Source organism: Nocardia sp. NPDC056952 (genome assembly GCF_042674185.1).
Lineage (GTDB): Bacteria > Actinomycetota > Actinomycetes > Mycobacteriales > Mycobacteriaceae > Nocardia.
This window is the reverse complement of record NZ_JBHURA010000007.1, coordinates 150516-166376: the sequence shown is the minus strand read 5'-3', so window position 1 is coordinate 166376 and position 15861 is coordinate 150516. Positions and strand designations below refer to the sequence as shown.

The window sequence follows — 15861 nt, the reverse complement described above, 5'->3', positions numbered from 1 at the left end:
GGGCCGCGAATCGAGCGCGCCAAGTATTCAGATCATGTCTTTCTTGTCCAGCCAGCGCATGACCGGCCAGCCGAGACCCACCGGGATCCAGCAGGTCAGCACGCGGTAGAGCAGGACGGCGGGGACCGCGATCTCGGCCGGGACGCCGAACGCCGCGAGACCACCGATCAGGGCCGCCTCGACCGCGCCGACGCCACCGGGTGTCGGCGCGGCCGAGGCCAGCGTGCCACCGATCATGGTGACGATGGTGACGGCAACGAAATCCGTGCCGCCACCGAAAGCCTCGACGCTCGTCCACAGGGCCAGCGCCTGGCCGAGCGTGATCGCGCCACAGCCGCCGACGATGACCACGAATCGCATCGGATCCTTGGCGAGGTCGGCGAGTTCACCCAGTACTTCCGTGACCTGCGGACGCACCGAGTGATTGACCCAGCGTCGCAGCGTCGGCACGAACATGAACGCGCCGATCAGCCCCACGCCGACGCCGGCGATCAGATACAGCACGGTCGCGTCGGGCACGATGTGGGCCAGGTTGGTCGAGGTGCCCGCCACCACGCTGAACACGACGAGCAGGACCAGGTGGGTGAGCACCTGCATCGACTGCTGCATCGCCACCGCGGCGGTCGCGCGCAGGGTCGTCATGCCCGCCTTCTGCAGGAACCGCACACTCAGCGCCAGCCCGCCGACGCCGGCGGGGGTGGTCGTCGCCACGAAGGTGTTGGCCAGCTGCTCCACGAGCAGATAGCGCATCTTCACCAGCCCGTCCGCGCAGGCGCCGAGCGCGGCGGCCGCGCCGACATAGGTCAGCCCCGATACGGCCAGTCCCGCGAGCGCCCACCACCAGTTGAGCGTGCGCAGCTGACTGAAGAACGTCGGCACCTGGCTGAAGAACGGATACGCCACATAGACCAGCGCGACCAGCAGGACGAGCTGGATGATCTGGTTGCGGGAGAACCGCGTGATCTGTTCGGACTGGATGCGGTCGTGGCCGGTCTGCCTGCGCACTTCCTCGCGGGCGGTGGCCATCACTTTGGTCCACTGCGGCACCGACTTCCGGATGCCGATAGACATGGCCGATTTCGTCAGCCGCCGGGCCGCGTAGGCGACCTTGTCCTCGCCGAGCACCTCGATCGCCGCCGAGACCGCCTCGTGTTTGCCGTAGAGCGAGGTGGTGGTCACCAGCAGCTGGGCGATATCGGTCTGCCGTTGCGCCTCGGCCGCGCCGAATTCGGCCGCCGAGAAGCCGCCGAACAGGGTGTCGCCCTGGCTGACTCGCACGAAGTCGGGTTGCAGATCGCCGAGGCTGATCTGGTTCTCGTGCAGCCGCAGCAGCGACCGCCACACCCCGGGCAGCACCTGCGCGGACAACGTCGCGATCTGGGTACCGCGAGGCATGGTGTGCGCGTACAGCATCCAGCCGCGACTCAGGCCGGCCACCGCCACCTGGTGGCTGTCGGCCATCCCGAGGTCACCGATCGCGATGCCGAGCAGCGCGCGATGTTCCACCGCCCGGTGCATCGATCCGTGCAGCGGCGCGGTCTCACTGGAGCGGAACGTGATCCAGCGCCACACCTGCCGGATCGCGCCGAAGCTGCGCTGGTTCTTGCCGTACAGCTCGACCATGATCTCGTCTTCGGGCCCGTCGACCTCGGTGGCGAGCAGCAGCGGTCCGCGCCCGGCCGGTCGATCGACCCGGAAGGCTTTCACGGTGTGGCCGCGCCCCGCGAGCACCCGGACCGCGCCGTCGAGCGGCACCTCGAGCGCGGGCGTGCCGACCACCCAGACGATCACGGCGCCGACCAGCCAGCCGACCACCAGGCCGAGCATCGCCCGCGCGGGCACCACCGAGCTGACCACCAGGTGGATCGGCGCGAACATCAACAGCAGGAACCACATCCAGCGTCGCGGCCGCACCGGCAGCCACGGGCTCGACACGGTGAGCATCGCCGCGAGCATCGCGATCCAGCGCGGATCGTCGAGGAATTGGGACAGGAAGGTATCGAAGCGGTCCGGGACCGGCATGTGCCATTTCGGCGTGGAGATGCCCGCCCCGGTGATCGACAGGGCCAGCACCGCGAGCAGGCCCGCCGCCCCGTACCCGAACAGCAGCTTCCACTGCCTGCGCAATACGAGTTCGATGAAGATGGCGAACGGCAGTGCCAGGATGAGCATTCCGTAGATCAGGTAGACCATGGTCGCCTGGTCCTGGCTGAGGAAGTCCACGATCTTGGCGACCGAGCGTTCCAGCGCCAGCCACTCCGGCCGGGTGATCAGCGAGCCCGCGATCACCACGGCGACGCCGATTCCCGCCAGCACCACCCGGACGATGTCGCTGGTACGACGGATCATCGGCTGCAGGAGTTTCCCCGTGACCGGGATCTCCCGACCGTCGACTCGCATGAGCCGCACGATACACACCGACACGCCGTAGACCCGCCGTGACATCACCCAATCGGCACGGCCGTTCCCGCGTGCCGTGAAGCCGATCACAGGCCGTCACAAACACTGGCGTCACCCCGTCCAGGAAGCAGGGAAACACTCACTCAGCCGGAAGGAACGATCATGCAGGTTCTGCTCGCGGGCGCCACCGGCGCCATCGGCCGCCCTCTGATCCGCGCGTTGGCCGCGAACGGTCATACGGTGTGGGCGCTCGTCCGAAATCCGGGTGCGCACCCGCTCGTGCGCGAGCTCGGCGCCACCCCGGTCACCGCCGATGTGCTCGACCGCGACGGCCTGTTGCGCGCCGTCGAGGGTCTGCGCGCCGAGGCCGTCGTCCATCAGGCCACCGCCCTGCGCGATGCGAAGGTGCAGCGCCGGATTCCGGCCGACGATCCGACCGGGCTGCTGCGCACGGTCGGCACCGCCAACCTGCTCGACGCCGCGGCGGTGGTGGGCGCCGGCCGGTTCGTCACCCAGTCGCTGATCCTCGGCTACGGGTACCACGACCACGGCGACCGGCTGATCACCGAGCGCGATCAGTTCGGGGTGTACGACGGTGGGGTGGCCGACGAGGTGGTCCGCGCGTGCGTGGCCGGCGAGAGCCAGGTCTTCGACGCGCCCGATGTCGACGCGATCGCGTTGCGGTACGGGCTCTTCTACGGTCCCGGCGCGTTCAGCGACCTGTTCGCGGACATGATGCGCAAGCACAGCCCGGTCGGGCCGCTCGGTTCCGGCGGGGTCAACACCTGGGTCCATGTCGACGACGCGGCCGCCGCGACTGTGGCCGCACTCGAGCGCGGCACACCCGGTCGCGCCTACAACATCGCCGATGACCATCCGATCACCTGGCGGGAGTTCTTCACGGAGGTCTCCCGAGCTCAGCGGACCCCACGCCCGATCCGGCTGCCCGCCTGGATGATCCGGTGGGCGGTCCCCTATATCGGCGCCCTCATGTCCGACACCTCGATGCGGATCTCGAGTCGGCTCGCCCACGATGAACTGGGTTGGCGGCCGAGGTACGCCGATGTCGCCGCCGGTCTCGCGGACTGACCTTCCGGTCGGCGATCAGGGTGCGGTGCGGGCGGTGACGGCGGCGCGGTCGTGCCCGGGGATCACTTCGATCTCGGCGGGGAGCGCGTGCAGGCGGTGGATGGTCTCGAACGCCCGGTTGCGGTCGGTGTCGAGGAGTTCACCGAGGAGCGGCGCTTTCTCGCGCAGGAGGTCGATCTGCAGGGTGCTCCAGACCGCGTCGCCCGCGAGCAGGACGCGGGAGCCGTCGTCGACCGCGAGCAAGATCCCGACGCTGCCGGGGGTGTGCCCCGCCAGGTCGACGATCAGCACGGATCCGTCGCCGAACAGGTCGTGACTGCGGGCGAAGGTCAGAACCGGCGGGCCGTCGAGTTCGTAGAGATCGAACGCGCGACCGCGCAGCGGCCCACGGGCGACGCCGAGCGGAGCGTGCGCACCGGTCATGGCCCAGCTGTATTCGACGGTGGGCACCCGGATCGGGACCAGGCCGGGTAGTTCGTACAGCCCGGCGACGTGGTCCCAGTGCAGATGTGTCGGCAGCACGAAGTCGATGTCGTTGCCGGTGAGGTCGTGGGCGGCCAGTACCTCGCTCAGTCCGCGCACCGGGCTGTCGGGCCCGACCAGCAGCGGCACCGGGAAGGGCAGCTCGGGCAGCACCCGCTGGTGCACGCCCGCGCAGATCGCCGGGTCGACCAGGAAGGTGGCTTCCGGGTGGCGGATCAGGAAGGTCGACATGGTCAGCGGCGTCGACCGCAGGGTCCGCACGCCCTCGGCGACGATCGTCGTCGGCGCGGACAGCTCCGCCTGCGTGAGCGCGGTCAGCGCGACGGTGTTGTGCGCGGGAGGAACAGGAGCGCACTCCAGTCCGTCGAGAAATGCGGTATCGGCGCCGCGCGGCCAGAGCAGCCGCGGCCCCGTGGTGGCGACGGCGATACAGCAGGCGAGAACAGTCGATAACATCGTCGTGCGCTCACCCATACGTGCCACCGTAGGCGATCGCCCACATCGCGACCACCAGACCCGGTCGAGCCGCCGCTGTTCATCGCTAACGCCCGATTACATCCAGCACCTAGTCGGTGCGACCCATGAGCCGATCCGTTTCGCGCCGTTCACGTTTCGTAGGCCGCCCGGCACCACGCTCGCGCTGCGGCAGCGTGGCGAGGACTTCCTTCGGCGGCGGCGGGGGGCTGCGATCGATCAGGCACTGGGCGGCGACGGGCGGGCCGACTCGCTTGTGAATGATCCGCTCGACCACGACGATGCGTTCGAGCCCTGCGTGGCGGATCCTGATCTCGTCACCGGGGCGGACGGTCAGCGCCGGTTTCGCGGTAACCCCATTAACGCGCACATGCCCGGCGCGACAGGCTTCTGCCGCGGCCGAGCGTGTTTTGAACAGGCGCACCGACCAGGTCCACGCGTCGACGCGGGCCTGGGTATCGGAGTGCTGGGGGGTCACCCCTTAGACGATACGGCGAGCCGTGACGACGTCGTCTGCGCTGAGGTGGGTGTAGGACACCGGGGTGCCCGACTGCACGGCGTTGAGGAGCTGACCGTTGCCCGCGTAGATACCGACGTGGCCACCACCGTTGGTGATGACGATGTCACCGGCCTGCAGGTTGTCGAACGAGACGGGAGCGCCGACGTGCGACTGCTCGAAGCTGGTGCGCGGCAGTTCGACACCGGCCTGGCGGTATGCCCACTGCACGAGGCCGGAGCAGTCGAAGCTCTGCGGGCCTGCGGCACCCCAGTTGTACTGGGCGCCCAGCTTGCCACGGGCGGCATCGAGGGCGATGTTGCCCGCGGTCTGCTGCTGCTGGAACGGGTTGTCGAACTGGACACTCGGGAGCTGCGGTGCGGCCTGGCCCTGCGGGGCGACCATCGCCTGGAGCTGCTTCTCGACCTGCTGCGCCGGCTGCTCGAGCTCTGGCGGCAGATCGAAGTTACCGAGACCGGGAATGTTGATCGTGGCGGCCTGCGAAATCGCGGGCATCGCACCGGTTGTAGCGGCCACCGCGCCCATGACGAGGGCACCCTTGACGGAATTCGGCAGTCGAGAATCCCGCTGCAAGCTGTGTTTACCCACCGAGACGAGTCTCCGATCTTGCTACTCTCCCGCCGCTGGTCGCGAATCGCTTGGCGACAACGACTTTTCGGCGGTGACCCAATGGCGCCGCTTCTCTGACGAACCGACAGACTCCACTAAGTCACGAGAAGATTACGGCCTGTGATGAGCGCTGTCCAGCGAAGCACGCAAGTTGTTTTCCTGCGACCGGAAAAGCCCAGAACAGAGGCCACGGCACCGGCGTGTCGGCGCGAGTAACGATTTCATCGTCCGCGCCGCGCGGCGCGTTACCCCGTGCGCCGCTCGCGCAGGGCGCGCTCGAGTTCGTCGATGCGCGTTCGGGCGTCGGCCAGGTCGACCTCGAGCCTGCCCAGCATGATCATCATCGGTCCGAGCGCCAAGTGGGCGAGCGACTCCGGCGGCAGTTCGCCGTAGCCCCCCTCCAGCGTTGCCTCGAGCGTCGCCAGCAGGTTGCGCCGGACCGCGTCGGCCAGGTGCGCTTCCGGCGGCAGCGGCCATGCGGCGACCATTTCGGCGGCGGACACAGGTTGCTCGGACATCACCCTCCATCTCGGACCCAAGGACAGTCTCGTGTTCGCTAGCAGTATCTAGGACACAGCCCAGAGTTACCGAGATTCTCCCGTGCGCACGCGCTACGGTTATCCGGCATGGACCCCGTGCGCAATCCGTATGCACCCGGCGCCGGCCAGCGTCCGCCCGAATTGGCCGGGCGCGACAAACAACTCGCGGCGTTCGACATCGTGCTCGAGCGCATCGCCCGCGGTCGGCCGGAACGCAGCGTGATGCTCACCGGCCTGCGCGGAGTCGGGAAGACCGTGCTGCTCAACCAGCTCCGCTCGGCCGCCATCTCGCGCGGCTGGGGCACCGGCAAGATCGAAGCCAGACCCGACCAGGATCTGCGCAGACCGCTGTCCTCGGCGCTGCACATGGCGGTGCGCGCGATCGCGATGTCGGCCCGCAATGCCGAACAGGTCGACGATTTCCTCGGCATTCTCAAGGCCTTCGCGTTGCGCGCCACCGCGGACAAGGGCATGCGCGAACGGTGGCAGCCCGGCATCGACGTGCCCGCCGTGACCGGCCGCGCCGACTCGGGCGATATCGAGATCGATCTGATCGAACTGTTCAAAGAGGCCGCGGCCCTTGCCTCCGACATCGGCGTCGGCATTGCCATCTTCATCGACGAAATGCAAGACCTCGGACCCGCCGACGTGTCCGCGATCTGCGGCGCCTGCCACGAACTGAGCCAGGACGGCGCCCCGCTGATCGTCGTCGGTGCGGGCCTGCCCCACCTCCCCGCGGTGCTCTCGGCCTCGAAAAGCTACTCGGAGCGACTGTTCAGCTACCACCGCATCGATCGCCTCGACCGCGAATCGGCCGACCTCGCGCTCATCGCGCCCGCCGAACGCGAAGACGTGAAGTTCACCGAAACCGCACTCGATTCGCTCTACCAAAGAGCTGACGGCTACCCGTATTTCGTGCAGGCCTACGGCAAGGCAGCCTGGGATCAGGCACCCGAGAGCCCGATCACCGCCGAGGACGTCGCAGTTGCCTCCCCGGCCGCCGAGGAGGAACTCGCGGTCGGCTTCTTCGGCTCCCGCTACGAACGCGCGACCCCCGCCGAACGCGAGTACATGCGCGCGATGGCCGACCTCGCGGGCGACGACGCCCCGGTCGCCACGTCGGCGGTGGCCGCCGAGCTCGGCCGCAAACCCGCCTCGGTATCCCCCGCGCGCGACGGCCTGATCAAGAAGGGCCTCATCTACTCGGCCGAACGCGGCACCATCGGCTTCACCGTTCCCCACTTCGGCCGCTACCTCCGGAGCGTATGAGAATCTTCGGGCTTCTAGGGCATCACCTAGAGAGTCGAAGAAAGCTCTGCCGAACGACTACTCGACAACTATCTACATTTTTCTAGTTCAACCACTAGATATCCGAAGATTTTCCTGGGTAACGGTATGAGCCCGCCCGGGATCGGTTGCGCATCGGGTGGATAACGCGAGGGTTGACCGGCTAACACGCTGGAAACCTTCTCCGAAACACCAGCAGGACCCGCCGCAGGAGGTGCGTCCCGCCGGAGGCGGAGGAGGCTCCAATGTCGAAGACCTTCCCTATCACCGACACCGACGGCCGTCGCTGCACCGTCGTCGCCGATGACGGTGTGCCGATCGCGGTCCGCAGCTTCGGCGCCACGGACGCGGCCCTGACCGTGGTTTTCGTGCACGGCCACTGCCTGCACACCGAATCCTGGTCGTTCCTGCGCGAACATCTGTTGCGGGAGTGGGACGCCGACGCCCGCATGGTCTTCTACGACCACCGCGGCCACGGCGAGTCCGGGCACGCCCATCACACCACCTACACGATCGACCAGCTCGCCACCGATCTCGACGCGGTGCTGCGCGCGGTCGCACCGACCGGGCCCCTGGTGCTCGTCGGTCATTCGATGGGCGCGATGGTGGTGCTCGCCTACGCCCGCCTCTATCCGGCGGCCATCGGTCACCGGGTCGCCGGGATCGGCCTGATCGCCGGCGCCGCGGGCGGCCTCACCGAGGCCGGCCTCGGCAGGCTGCTCAACCGGCACGCCGTCGCCTCGCTGCAGCGCGCCGTCGTGCACGCGCCGCGGGTGATGCAGGCGTCGAAGCGCTTGTCCCGCTGGATCTTCGCGCCCCTGATCCGCGAGGCCAGCACGGGTACCCGGCGGGTGAATCCGCGCGTCGCGGCCATCGCCACGGCGGTGCTCAACGAGACCGCGCTGCTGACCATGTCCGGCTTCCTGAGCTCGCTGCTCGACTTCGACGAGGCCCATACCCTGCCCCACTTCGGCGATCTGCCCGCCCTCGTACTGTCGGGCTCGGCCGACCTCATGGTGCCGTTCGCGCACTCGGTGGTGCTGGCCTCGCAGCTGTCGGGCGCCGAACTGGTGCGGATCGAGGGCGCGGGTCACAGCGTCATCCTCGAACGCGCGGAGGAGGTCGCCCGGTCGATCATCGCGTTGGTCGAGCGAGCGAGCATCGACGCCCGCGCGCGCTACGCCGTCGCCGGGTGAACGCAACAGTTACCGGATGGCAATCCTGTGATCCCCGACAACATCGGGCGTAAACCGAAAAGATCCGTTATTGTGGTGGAGATCACGTTGTGTGGTGAGTCACACAGCTCGGTGCAGTGCGGCCCGAGGCTTTTCGGGCGTGCCCGTGATCCGGCGAGTCGGTATGCCCGCCATATACACAGGAGGTAACGATGACACGCAGCGATATCGCGGAACTGCGCTACGCGGTCGGCCAACTCCGGCAATCGATAGGCGCACTGCGCTCCAACTACGGCGACGCGGCCACCATCCGTCGTCTGGAGAACGACCTCGAGCGGCTCGTCATCGACGCCGAGGACTTCGAGCAGGCACCACCGCCGGAACTCGCCGTCCCCCGCAGGTCGGAGCCGATCTACGTCCCCGACAGCAAGTCCGACGAAGCGGCATGGATGGGCGCCCAGGACGAAGGCCTCGGGTTCCACTCGCGCCCCAGAACAAAGTAAGACCTGATCACCGGCGCGACGGCCCTGCGAACAGGGTCGTCGCGCCGACCTGTGTTTTTGGAGCGCTGGTGCGCGAGACATACGGGGGATTACCCGGCTCGGTGCCGGCCCAGCTTGCGGGTTCGGGAGCCGTGGAAGCGGGCGCCTCGGGGGACTTCGGCCGGTTCGTCGATTTCGGCGGATTCGAACAGGGCGGCGATGCCGTGGTCGTGGCCGAGGGCGATGGCCTCCAGGCCGTAGCGGCCGCCGGTGCGGCCCAGTTCGTGCAGCATCGTGGTCATGATTCGCAGGCCCGTGGCGCCGACCGGGTGCCCGAGTGCGATGTCGGAGCCGTTCACGTTGAGCCGGTCGAGTGGGTCGAGTTCCCACTCGGTGGCCAGCGCGAGCACCTCCACCGCGTAGCCCTCGTTGATTTCGAGCAGATCGATCTCGTCCAGCGAGCAGCCGGTACGCCCGAGCAGCTTCGACACCGCCGGCGCCGCCCCGAGTCCCGGCCCCGCGTTGTCACACCCGGCCGCGGCCCAGCCCGCGAGAAACGCCATCGGCGTCAGCCCGAGCTCGCCGAGCCGATCCTCGGCCACGACCAGGCACGCCGACGCCCCGAGCCGATGCGAACTCATGTTCCCGACCGTCACCACGCCCTCGCGCAGCAGCGGGCGCAAACCGGCCAGCGTGTGGGTCGACAGGTCGTCGCGCACACCCTCGTCCCGGGTGATCTGGTGATCGCCGTAACCGGCGGCCACCCCGACGACCTCGGCCGCGAACGCACCCTGCCGCCAGGCGCGGGCAGCCTTGCGATGACTGGCCACGGCGAACTCGTCGGCGGCACTGCGGTCGATCCCGTAGTAATGCGCCAACCGCTCGGCATTGTGCAATCCCGCGGTCCCGCCGGGCAGCCCGGCCGGTGTCGCCGCGCATTCCACCCCGCCCGCGACCACCACGTCGGCGGCGCCGGTCTGCACCATCATCGCCGCGGTGATCACCGCCTGCAGGCCGCTGCCGCCGTGTTTGTCGGTCACGAAACCGGGTACTGCGAAAGGTAATCCGGCACCGCGCGCGGCGAGCGAGCCCACCGCGGGTACGTCGGAGAGGCCGCCGTCGATACAGGCCATGGCCACATCGTCGATGCGTAGCGGGTCGATGCCCGAGCGTTCGATCACGGCGGACAACACCGTGGTCGCCAGCCACTCGGCGGGCATACCCGACAGCGCGCCACCCTCGACGCCACTGGGCGTGCGGACGGGTGCCACGATCGCGGCTCTTCTCATTACGCGTCACGCTCCTCTCCCCGGTGCGGGGAATACCTGTCACAGGGCACCACAGGTTTGTTGCACGGGCATGACGGGTCGTCACGGACGTCACGGCTGTGATCGAGATCACCGGCATGTGTGACAACCGAGTGGGTGAGACCCACCGCGAGCGGCGCGAACACAGGCGTATGGTGCTCCACATCACAATCCATCGCGGTGGGTAATGATCACTGCCGCAGACCCGAGGATCAGCGAGGCATCCACCGTGAGTGCCGCACCGACCGCCTCCCCCGCGTCACACTCCGCGGGCACCGGCGTCTTCAGCAGAACGCGTGCCCGCATTTCCGCGCGCACCCTCCGCACCGACCGCTGGTGGCTACCACCGCTGTTCACCGCGCTCGGGCTCGCCGCGTTCGTCATCTACGCGACGATCAGATCCTTTGTGCGGACGGCCTACTGGGTCCCCGAGTTCCACTATCTGACGCCGTTCTACTCGCCGTGCCTGAGCGACTCGTGCGCACCGGGATCGGCGCACTTCGGTACCCCGTTCCCCGAGCTGCCGATGTGGATTCCGCTGGGTTTCGTGGTGCTGCCGTTCCTGCTCGGCTTCCGGCTGACCTGCTACTACTACCGCAAGGCCTACTACCGCTCGGTGTGGTTCTCGCCCCCGGCCTGCGCGGTGGCCGAGCCGCACGCGCGCTACACCGGAGAGTCGCGGCTGCCGTTGATCATCCAGAACGCGCACCGCTACTTCTTCTACGTGGCGCTGGTGGTCTCGCTGGTCAACACCTACGACGCGATCACCGCGTTCCACGGCAGCAGTGGCGGTTTCGGCTTCGGCCTCGGCAACATCGTGCTGCTGGTGAACGTGATCCTGCTGTGGGCCTACACCCTGTCGTGTCATTCGTGCAGGCACATCGCGGGCGGGCGGCTCAAGAACTTCTCCGCCCATCCGGTGCGGTACTGGTACTGGACCCAGATCTCCAAGCTCAACACCCGCCACATGGCGCTGGCCTGGACCACCCTCGGCACCCTCGTGCTCACCGACTTCTACGTGATGTTGGTTGCGAGCCACACCATTTCGGACCTGCGGTTCGTCAACTGAGCTGCGACAACGCGAGGAGCTTGAATTTCAATGCCAGACGTGGAACGGCACGACTACGACGTCGTGGTGATCGGGGCGGGCGGCGCGGGTCTGCGAGCCGTGATCGAGGCACGCGAACAAGGGCTTTCGGTGGCGGTGGTGTGTAAGTCGCTGTTCGGCAAGGCGCATACCGTAATGGCCGAGGGCGGCTGCGCGGCCTCGATGGGCAATGCCAACGAGAAGGACAACTGGCAGACGCACTTCAAGGACACCATGCGCGGCGGCAAGTTCCTCAACAACTGGCGCATGGCCGAACTGCATGCCCAGGAGGCCGCCGACCGGGTGTGGGAACTGGAAACCTATGGCGCGCTGTTCGATCGGACGCCCGACGGCCGGATCAGCCAGCGCAACTTCGGTGGCCACACCTACCCGCGCCTCGCCCATGTCGGCGACCGGACCGGCCTCGAGCTGATCCGCACGATGCAGCAGAAGATCGTCTCGTTGCAGCAGGAGGACTACGCGGCGACGGGCGACTACGAGGCCAGGATCAAGGTCTTCGCCGAGTGCACGATCACCGAATTGCTCACCGACGCGGGCGCTGTCGCGGGCGCGTTCGGCTACTGGCGTGAATCCGGCGGCTTCGTGCTGTTCAAGGCACCGGCCATCGTGCTGGCCACCGGCGGAATCGGCAAGTCCTACACGGTGACATCGAACTCCTGGGAGTACACCGGCGACGGCCACGCGCTGGCGCTGCGCTCCGGCGCGACGCTGATCAATATGGAGTTCCTCCAGTTCCACCCCACGGGCATGGTCTGGCCACCGAGCGTGAAGGGCATCCTCGTCACCGAGGGCGTGCGCGGCGACGGCGGCGTGCTGAAGAACTCCGACGGCAAGCGGTTCATGTTCGACTACATCCCGCCGGTCTTCAAGGGCCAGTACGCAGAAACCGAGGAAGAAGCCGATCAGTGGTTGCGCGACAACGATTCCGCGCGCCGCACTCCCGATCTGCTCCCCCGCGACGAGGTCGCGCGGGCGATCAACGAGGAGGTGAAGGCGGGCCGCGGCACCGAGCACGGCGGCGTGTATCTCGACATCGCCTCCCGCATGCCGGCCGACGAGATCGTGCGCAGGCTGCCCTCGATGCACCATCAGTTCAAGGAACTGGCCGATGTCGACATCACGGCCGAGCCGATGGAAGTCGGCCCCACCTGCCACTACGTGATGGGCGGGATCGAGGTGGACCCCGATTCCGGTGCGGCGGTCGTGCCCGGATTGTTCGCTGCCGGTGAGTGTTCCGGTGGCATGCACGGCTCGAACCGGCTCGGCGGCAACTCGCTGTCGGATCTGCTGGTGTTCGGTCGCCGGGCCGGGCTCGGCGCGTCGGCCTACGTGCAGCAGCTCACCGGCAAACCTACCCCCTCCGAAACCGATATCGAAGAAGCCGCGAAAACCGCGCTGGCGCCGTTCGATTCGCCCGCGGACGGCCCCGGCGAGAACCCGTACACCCTGCACGCCGAACTCCAGCAGACGATGAACGACCTGGTCGGCATCATCCGCAAGGAACACGAGGTCCGTGCGGCGATCGACAAACTCGGCGAGCTGCGTGCCCGCTACGCCAACGTGGCGGTGGAGGGCAAGCGACCGTTCAACCCCGGCTGGCACCTGGCGCTGGACCTGGCCAACATGCTGATCGTGAGCGAATGTGTCGCGCGGGCAGCGCTGTTGCGTACCGAGAGCCGCGGCGGCCACACCCGCGACGATCATCCCGGCATGAACCCGGACTGGCGCAACACACTGCTGGTCTGCGCCGTCGATCCGGCTTCGGACGCGCAGATCCCCGCCGTCACCGTCACCCCGGCCGATCAGACGCCGATGCGTGATGACCTACTCGCCCTGTTCGAACTGAGCGAGCTCGAAAAGTACTACACCGAGCAAGAATTGGCTGCGCACCCGGCAGCCGAGGGAAAGGCGTAACCATGGGATACGACGCCCGGTTCCGGGTCTGGCGCGGCGACATCGACGGCGGGAGCCTCGAGGACTACACGGTGGCGGTGAACGAGGGCGAAGTGGTGCTCGACATCATCCACCGGCTCCAGGCCACCCAGACCCCCGATCTCGCTGTGCGCTGGAATTGCAAAGCGGGCAAGTGTGGTTCGTGTTCGGCGGAGGTGAACGGGCGCCCGCGCCTGCTGTGTATGACGCGGATGTCGACGTTCACCCCGGACGAGGTCATCACCGTCACCCCGATGCGGACGTTCCCGATCATCAAGGATCTGGTCACCGACGTCTCGTTCAACTACGAGAAGGCCAGGGAGATACCGTCTTTCGCGCCGCCGCCGGGTCTCGCTCCGGGCGAGTACCGAATGAAGCAGGTCGACGTCGAGCGTTCACAGGAGTTCCGCAAGTGCATCGAGTGCTTCCTGTGTCAGGACACCTGCCATGTGGTGCGTGATCACGAGGAGAACAAGACCTCCTTCGCGGGCCCGCGTTATCTGATGCGTATCACGGAGTTGGAGATGCACCCGCTCGACACTCGTGACCGACGCGAAATGGCCCAGGAGGAAGCAGGTTTGGGCTATTGCAATATCACCAAGTGCTGCACCGATGTGTGCCCCGAGCACATCAAGATCACCGACAACGCGTTGATTCCCTTGAAAGAACGGGTCGTGGATCGGCGATATGACCCGATTGTCTGGCTCGGCAATAAATTGTTCCGGCGGTAGGAAACTGTTGTCGCTGCGGGGTGCGAAACCCCGCAGCGACGGCTGTCTACAAGACAGCGACAGTCCCTACAGCGACTAATCCGACCAGTAATCCGATGAACAGCGCCGACAGCAAAGAGGCGGTGAGTACGTAGATTCCGATCGCCGATACCGCGAACAGCAGTACCACGATCAGGCGCTCCACACCGTCCTCAGGCGCTAGCCTCCGGTACCGGGGTGGCATTTTCTTCAACCCTCGGTCCATATACCCGGGTTACCCGTCCCGACGCCGCACCAAACCTCGGCCTATGCCGAATATCTATCGTTCTGTGATCTAGCGTGATCAAGGACGATCGAACTCGCCGTCGTGTACGCCCGCGGTGAAGGCGGTCCATTCACTCGGGGTGAAGATCAGCACCGGACCGCCGGGATTCTTGCTGTCGCGTAGCGCGACGTACCCGTCTGCCAGCATGGCGACCTCCACGCTGCCGTCGTCGGTGCCCGCGCGCAGCCAGGTGGCACCGGAGGTGTCGATGTCGCGCTTGGTGTTCACGCGAACGCGCCGGTGTCGATGCCGCGGGTGAAGGCGTCCCAGCTCGCGCCGTCGAAGACCAGGGCGGGACCGGCGGGATTCTTGCTGTCGCGCACCCCGACGTGCCCGCCGAACAGGAAAGCAACTTCGACGCAATCCTTGCCCGCACCACTGCGGGTGCTCTTGAACCAGTGTGCGTCGACGAGATCGAAACTCATGCCACATACTCCTTCGCGACCTGCCGCAGCAGGTGTCTACTCGGTTGGATATCCAGCGCATGACGCTGGAGGCATTCGTGAGCCCGGTCGTACCTTCGAACATCCGCGCGTCGTTCCAGGTAGAGGTCACCGGTAAAGCCTTCGGCGTACACCACTGGTGGTTCGACCGGTTGCCCTTTGCTGTCGGTACCGAACTCGAGAACCGTGAAAGGTCCGGTAGAGACTCCGAGTGGAACACCGGCGGCAAACGGCAGGATGCGCAATGCCACATTACTTCGGGTACTCGCGTCGGCGAGGTGTCGCAACTGCGCAGCCATCACCTTTGCATCACCGACGACGCTACGCAATACCGATTCGTGCAGAACCACGTCGATCTCGGCGGGCGAATGCTTGCGGGTGATCAACGCCTGGCGTTGCAGCCGCAATGCGACTCGCCGGTCGAGCTCGTCGACCGAATCCTGCGGGAAGCCCAGATGATTCAGCGCGCGAGCGTATTCCGCGGTCTGCAGCAGACCGGGGACCAGCTCGGACTGGTAGGCGCGTAGCCGTTGCGCCGATGCCTCCAAACCCACATAGATATCGAAGTTTTCGGGAATCAAATCGCCGTAGGCGTGCCACCAGCTCTTGACGGCGGCCTGCTGCGCCAGACCGGCGAAGCCTTCGGCGAGATCGTCGGGAATGCCGTAGATCCGGCACAGCTCGTGGATGTCGATGGTGCGAATGCGATCGGCCTGACCCTTTTCCAGTCGCTGGAGGGTGCTGGCGCCCCACTCCATCAGCCGTGCCGCCTCGGCGATGGTGAGCCCGGCCTGGGTGCGCCAGTCACGCAGGTAGCGACCGAGCTGGCGGCGCGGCAGCGTCGAGGAGACGCCCGCCTGCCCCGCTGTTCCGTTCGATGTATTCGCTGCCACAGCCCCACTCCTTCTGTCGCATACCGTCACCCCCGCCATGCCCCGCTGCGGCGGTGGATTCGTCCAGTCTGGGGAATCCTGCACTCCC

The 15861-nt window shown here is 67.1% G+C and carries 16 protein-coding genes; 7 read left to right on the top strand and 9 right to left on the bottom strand.

Going from position 1 to position 15861, the window contains the following annotated elements:
- Positions 1 to 27: 27 nt before the first annotated feature.
- Positions 28 to 2400 carry a lysylphosphatidylglycerol synthase domain-containing protein gene (locus ACFTS5_RS24055; protein WP_378634829.1) on the bottom strand — a complete coding sequence of 791 codons (2373 nt, stop codon included), beginning with the start codon at positions 2398 to 2400 and terminating at the stop codon, positions 28 to 30.
- A 162-nt stretch (positions 2401 to 2562) separates the two neighbouring features.
- On the opposite strand from ACFTS5_RS24055, the gene ACFTS5_RS24050 reads away from it, so the two are divergent.
- A complete protein-coding gene (locus ACFTS5_RS24050; RefSeq protein WP_378634827.1) occupies positions 2563 to 3489 on the top strand; it encodes an NAD-dependent epimerase/dehydratase family protein in 927 nt (308 codons plus the stop codon).
- A 15-nt stretch (positions 3490 to 3504) separates the two neighbouring features.
- On the opposite strand, the gene ACFTS5_RS24045 is transcribed toward ACFTS5_RS24050, so the two are convergent.
- The 4 genes from ACFTS5_RS24045 to ACFTS5_RS24030 all read right to left on the bottom strand — a co-directional run bounded on the left by ACFTS5_RS24045 (position 3505) and on the right by ACFTS5_RS24030 (position 6090).
- A complete protein-coding gene (locus ACFTS5_RS24045) occupies positions 3505 to 4446 on the bottom strand; it encodes an MBL fold metallo-hydrolase (protein ID WP_378634824.1) in 942 nt (313 codons plus the stop codon).
- 91 nt (positions 4447 to 4537) lie between these two features.
- Complete coding sequence (locus tag ACFTS5_RS24040) at positions 4538 to 4924, bottom strand: RNA-binding S4 domain-containing protein (RefSeq protein WP_378634821.1); 387 nt, start codon at positions 4922 to 4924, stop codon at positions 4538 to 4540.
- 3 nt (positions 4925 to 4927) lie between these two features.
- Positions 4928 to 5488, bottom strand: a complete 561-nt coding sequence (locus ACFTS5_RS24035; RefSeq protein ID WP_378635254.1) for a C40 family peptidase — start codon at positions 5486 to 5488, stop codon at positions 4928 to 4930.
- Positions 5489 to 5817: 329 nt separating this feature from the next.
- On the bottom strand, positions 5818 to 6090 hold the full coding sequence (locus ACFTS5_RS24030; protein WP_378634819.1) for a hypothetical protein: 273 nt from the start codon (positions 6088 to 6090) through the stop codon (positions 5818 to 5820).
- Between the two features lie 108 nt (positions 6091 to 6198).
- On the opposite strand from ACFTS5_RS24030, the gene ACFTS5_RS24025 reads away from it, so the two are divergent.
- The 3 genes from ACFTS5_RS24025 to ACFTS5_RS24015 all read left to right on the top strand — a co-directional run bounded on the left by ACFTS5_RS24025 (position 6199) and on the right by ACFTS5_RS24015 (position 9076).
- On the top strand, positions 6199 to 7380 hold the full coding sequence (locus ACFTS5_RS24025) for an AAA family ATPase (RefSeq protein ID WP_378634816.1): 1182 nt from the start codon (positions 6199 to 6201) through the stop codon (positions 7378 to 7380).
- Positions 7381 to 7643: 263 nt separating this feature from the next.
- Entirely contained in the window at positions 7644 to 8594 is a 951-nt protein-coding gene (locus ACFTS5_RS24020; protein WP_378634814.1) for an alpha/beta fold hydrolase, read from the top strand.
- Between the two features lie 191 nt (positions 8595 to 8785).
- Positions 8786 to 9076 carry a hypothetical protein gene (locus ACFTS5_RS24015; RefSeq protein ID WP_056824003.1) on the top strand — a complete coding sequence of 97 codons (291 nt, stop codon included), beginning with the start codon at positions 8786 to 8788 and terminating at the stop codon, positions 9074 to 9076.
- A gap of 89 nt (positions 9077 to 9165) precedes the next feature.
- Here ACFTS5_RS24015 and ACFTS5_RS24010 read toward each other — a convergent pair whose 3' ends face one another.
- Entirely contained in the window at positions 9166 to 10344 is a 1179-nt protein-coding gene (locus ACFTS5_RS24010; protein WP_378634811.1) for an acetyl-CoA acetyltransferase, read from the bottom strand.
- A 247-nt stretch (positions 10345 to 10591) separates the two neighbouring features.
- On the opposite strand from ACFTS5_RS24010, the gene ACFTS5_RS24005 reads away from it, so the two are divergent.
- The 3 genes from ACFTS5_RS24005 to ACFTS5_RS23995 are packed head-to-tail and all read left to right on the top strand — an operon-like array spanning position 10592 to position 14133.
- Positions 10592 to 11431, top strand: a complete 840-nt coding sequence (locus ACFTS5_RS24005) for a hypothetical protein (protein WP_378634809.1) — start codon at positions 10592 to 10594, stop codon at positions 11429 to 11431.
- A gap of 30 nt (positions 11432 to 11461) precedes the next feature.
- Positions 11462 to 13384 carry a fumarate reductase/succinate dehydrogenase flavoprotein subunit gene (locus ACFTS5_RS24000; protein ID WP_378634806.1) on the top strand — a complete coding sequence of 641 codons (1923 nt, stop codon included), beginning with the start codon at positions 11462 to 11464 and terminating at the stop codon, positions 13382 to 13384.
- A 2-nt stretch (positions 13385 to 13386) separates the two neighbouring features.
- Positions 13387 to 14133, top strand: a complete 747-nt coding sequence (locus ACFTS5_RS23995; RefSeq protein WP_378634804.1) for a succinate dehydrogenase/fumarate reductase iron-sulfur subunit — start codon at positions 13387 to 13389, stop codon at positions 14131 to 14133.
- Between the two features lie 322 nt (positions 14134 to 14455).
- On the opposite strand, the gene ACFTS5_RS23990 is transcribed toward ACFTS5_RS23995, so the two are convergent.
- The 3 genes from ACFTS5_RS23990 to ACFTS5_RS23980 are packed head-to-tail and all read right to left on the bottom strand — an operon-like array spanning position 14456 to position 15773.
- Positions 14456 to 14665 (bottom strand): DUF397 domain-containing protein, encoded by a 210-nt coding sequence (locus ACFTS5_RS23990; RefSeq protein ID WP_378634801.1) that lies wholly within the window; start codon positions 14663 to 14665, stop codon positions 14456 to 14458.
- Entirely contained in the window at positions 14662 to 14862 is a 201-nt protein-coding gene (locus ACFTS5_RS23985; protein WP_378634799.1) for a DUF397 domain-containing protein, read from the bottom strand. Before ACFTS5_RS23985 ends, ACFTS5_RS23990 begins: the two co-directional genes overlap by 4 nt.
- Positions 14859 to 15773 carry a helix-turn-helix domain-containing protein gene (locus ACFTS5_RS23980; protein WP_378634796.1) on the bottom strand — a complete coding sequence of 305 codons (915 nt, stop codon included), beginning with the start codon at positions 15771 to 15773 and terminating at the stop codon, positions 14859 to 14861. Before ACFTS5_RS23980 ends, ACFTS5_RS23985 begins: the two co-directional genes overlap by 4 nt.
- Between the last annotated feature and the right edge of the window lie 88 nt (positions 15774 to 15861).

Excerpts from the sequence above, each read along its gene's own strand:
- ACFTS5_RS24015 (WP_056824003.1), top strand. The coding sequence starts at position 8,786 with ATGACACGCAGCGATATCGCGGAACTGCGCTACGCGGTCGGCCAACTC.
- ACFTS5_RS24030 (WP_378634819.1), bottom strand. The coding sequence starts at position 6,090 with ATGTCCGAGCAACCTGTGTCCGCCGCCGAAATGGTCGCCGCATGGCCG.
- ACFTS5_RS24045 (WP_378634824.1), bottom strand. The coding sequence starts at position 4,446 with ATGGGTGAGCGCACGACGATGTTATCGACTGTTCTCGCCTGCTGTATC.
- ACFTS5_RS24055 (WP_378634829.1), bottom strand. The coding sequence starts at position 2,400 with ATGCGAGTCGACGGTCGGGAGATCCCGGTCACGGGGAAACTCCTGCAG.
- ACFTS5_RS24035 (WP_378635254.1), bottom strand. The coding sequence starts at position 5,488 with ATGGGCGCGGTGGCCGCTACAACCGGTGCGATGCCCGCGATTTCGCAG.
- ACFTS5_RS24010 (WP_378634811.1), bottom strand. The coding sequence starts at position 10,344 with ATGAGAAGAGCCGCGATCGTGGCACCCGTCCGCACGCCCAGTGGCGTC.
- ACFTS5_RS24000 (WP_378634806.1), top strand. The coding sequence starts at position 11,462 with ATGCCAGACGTGGAACGGCACGACTACGACGTCGTGGTGATCGGGGCG.
- ACFTS5_RS23985 (WP_378634799.1), bottom strand. The coding sequence starts at position 14,862 with ATGAGTTTCGATCTCGTCGACGCACACTGGTTCAAGAGCACCCGCAGT.
- ACFTS5_RS24050 (WP_378634827.1), top strand. The coding sequence starts at position 2,563 with ATGCAGGTTCTGCTCGCGGGCGCCACCGGCGCCATCGGCCGCCCTCTG.
- ACFTS5_RS24020 (WP_378634814.1), top strand. The coding sequence starts at position 7,644 with ATGTCGAAGACCTTCCCTATCACCGACACCGACGGCCGTCGCTGCACC.
- ACFTS5_RS23995 (WP_378634804.1), top strand. The coding sequence starts at position 13,387 with ATGGGATACGACGCCCGGTTCCGGGTCTGGCGCGGCGACATCGACGGC.
- ACFTS5_RS24025 (WP_378634816.1), top strand. The coding sequence starts at position 6,199 with ATGGACCCCGTGCGCAATCCGTATGCACCCGGCGCCGGCCAGCGTCCG.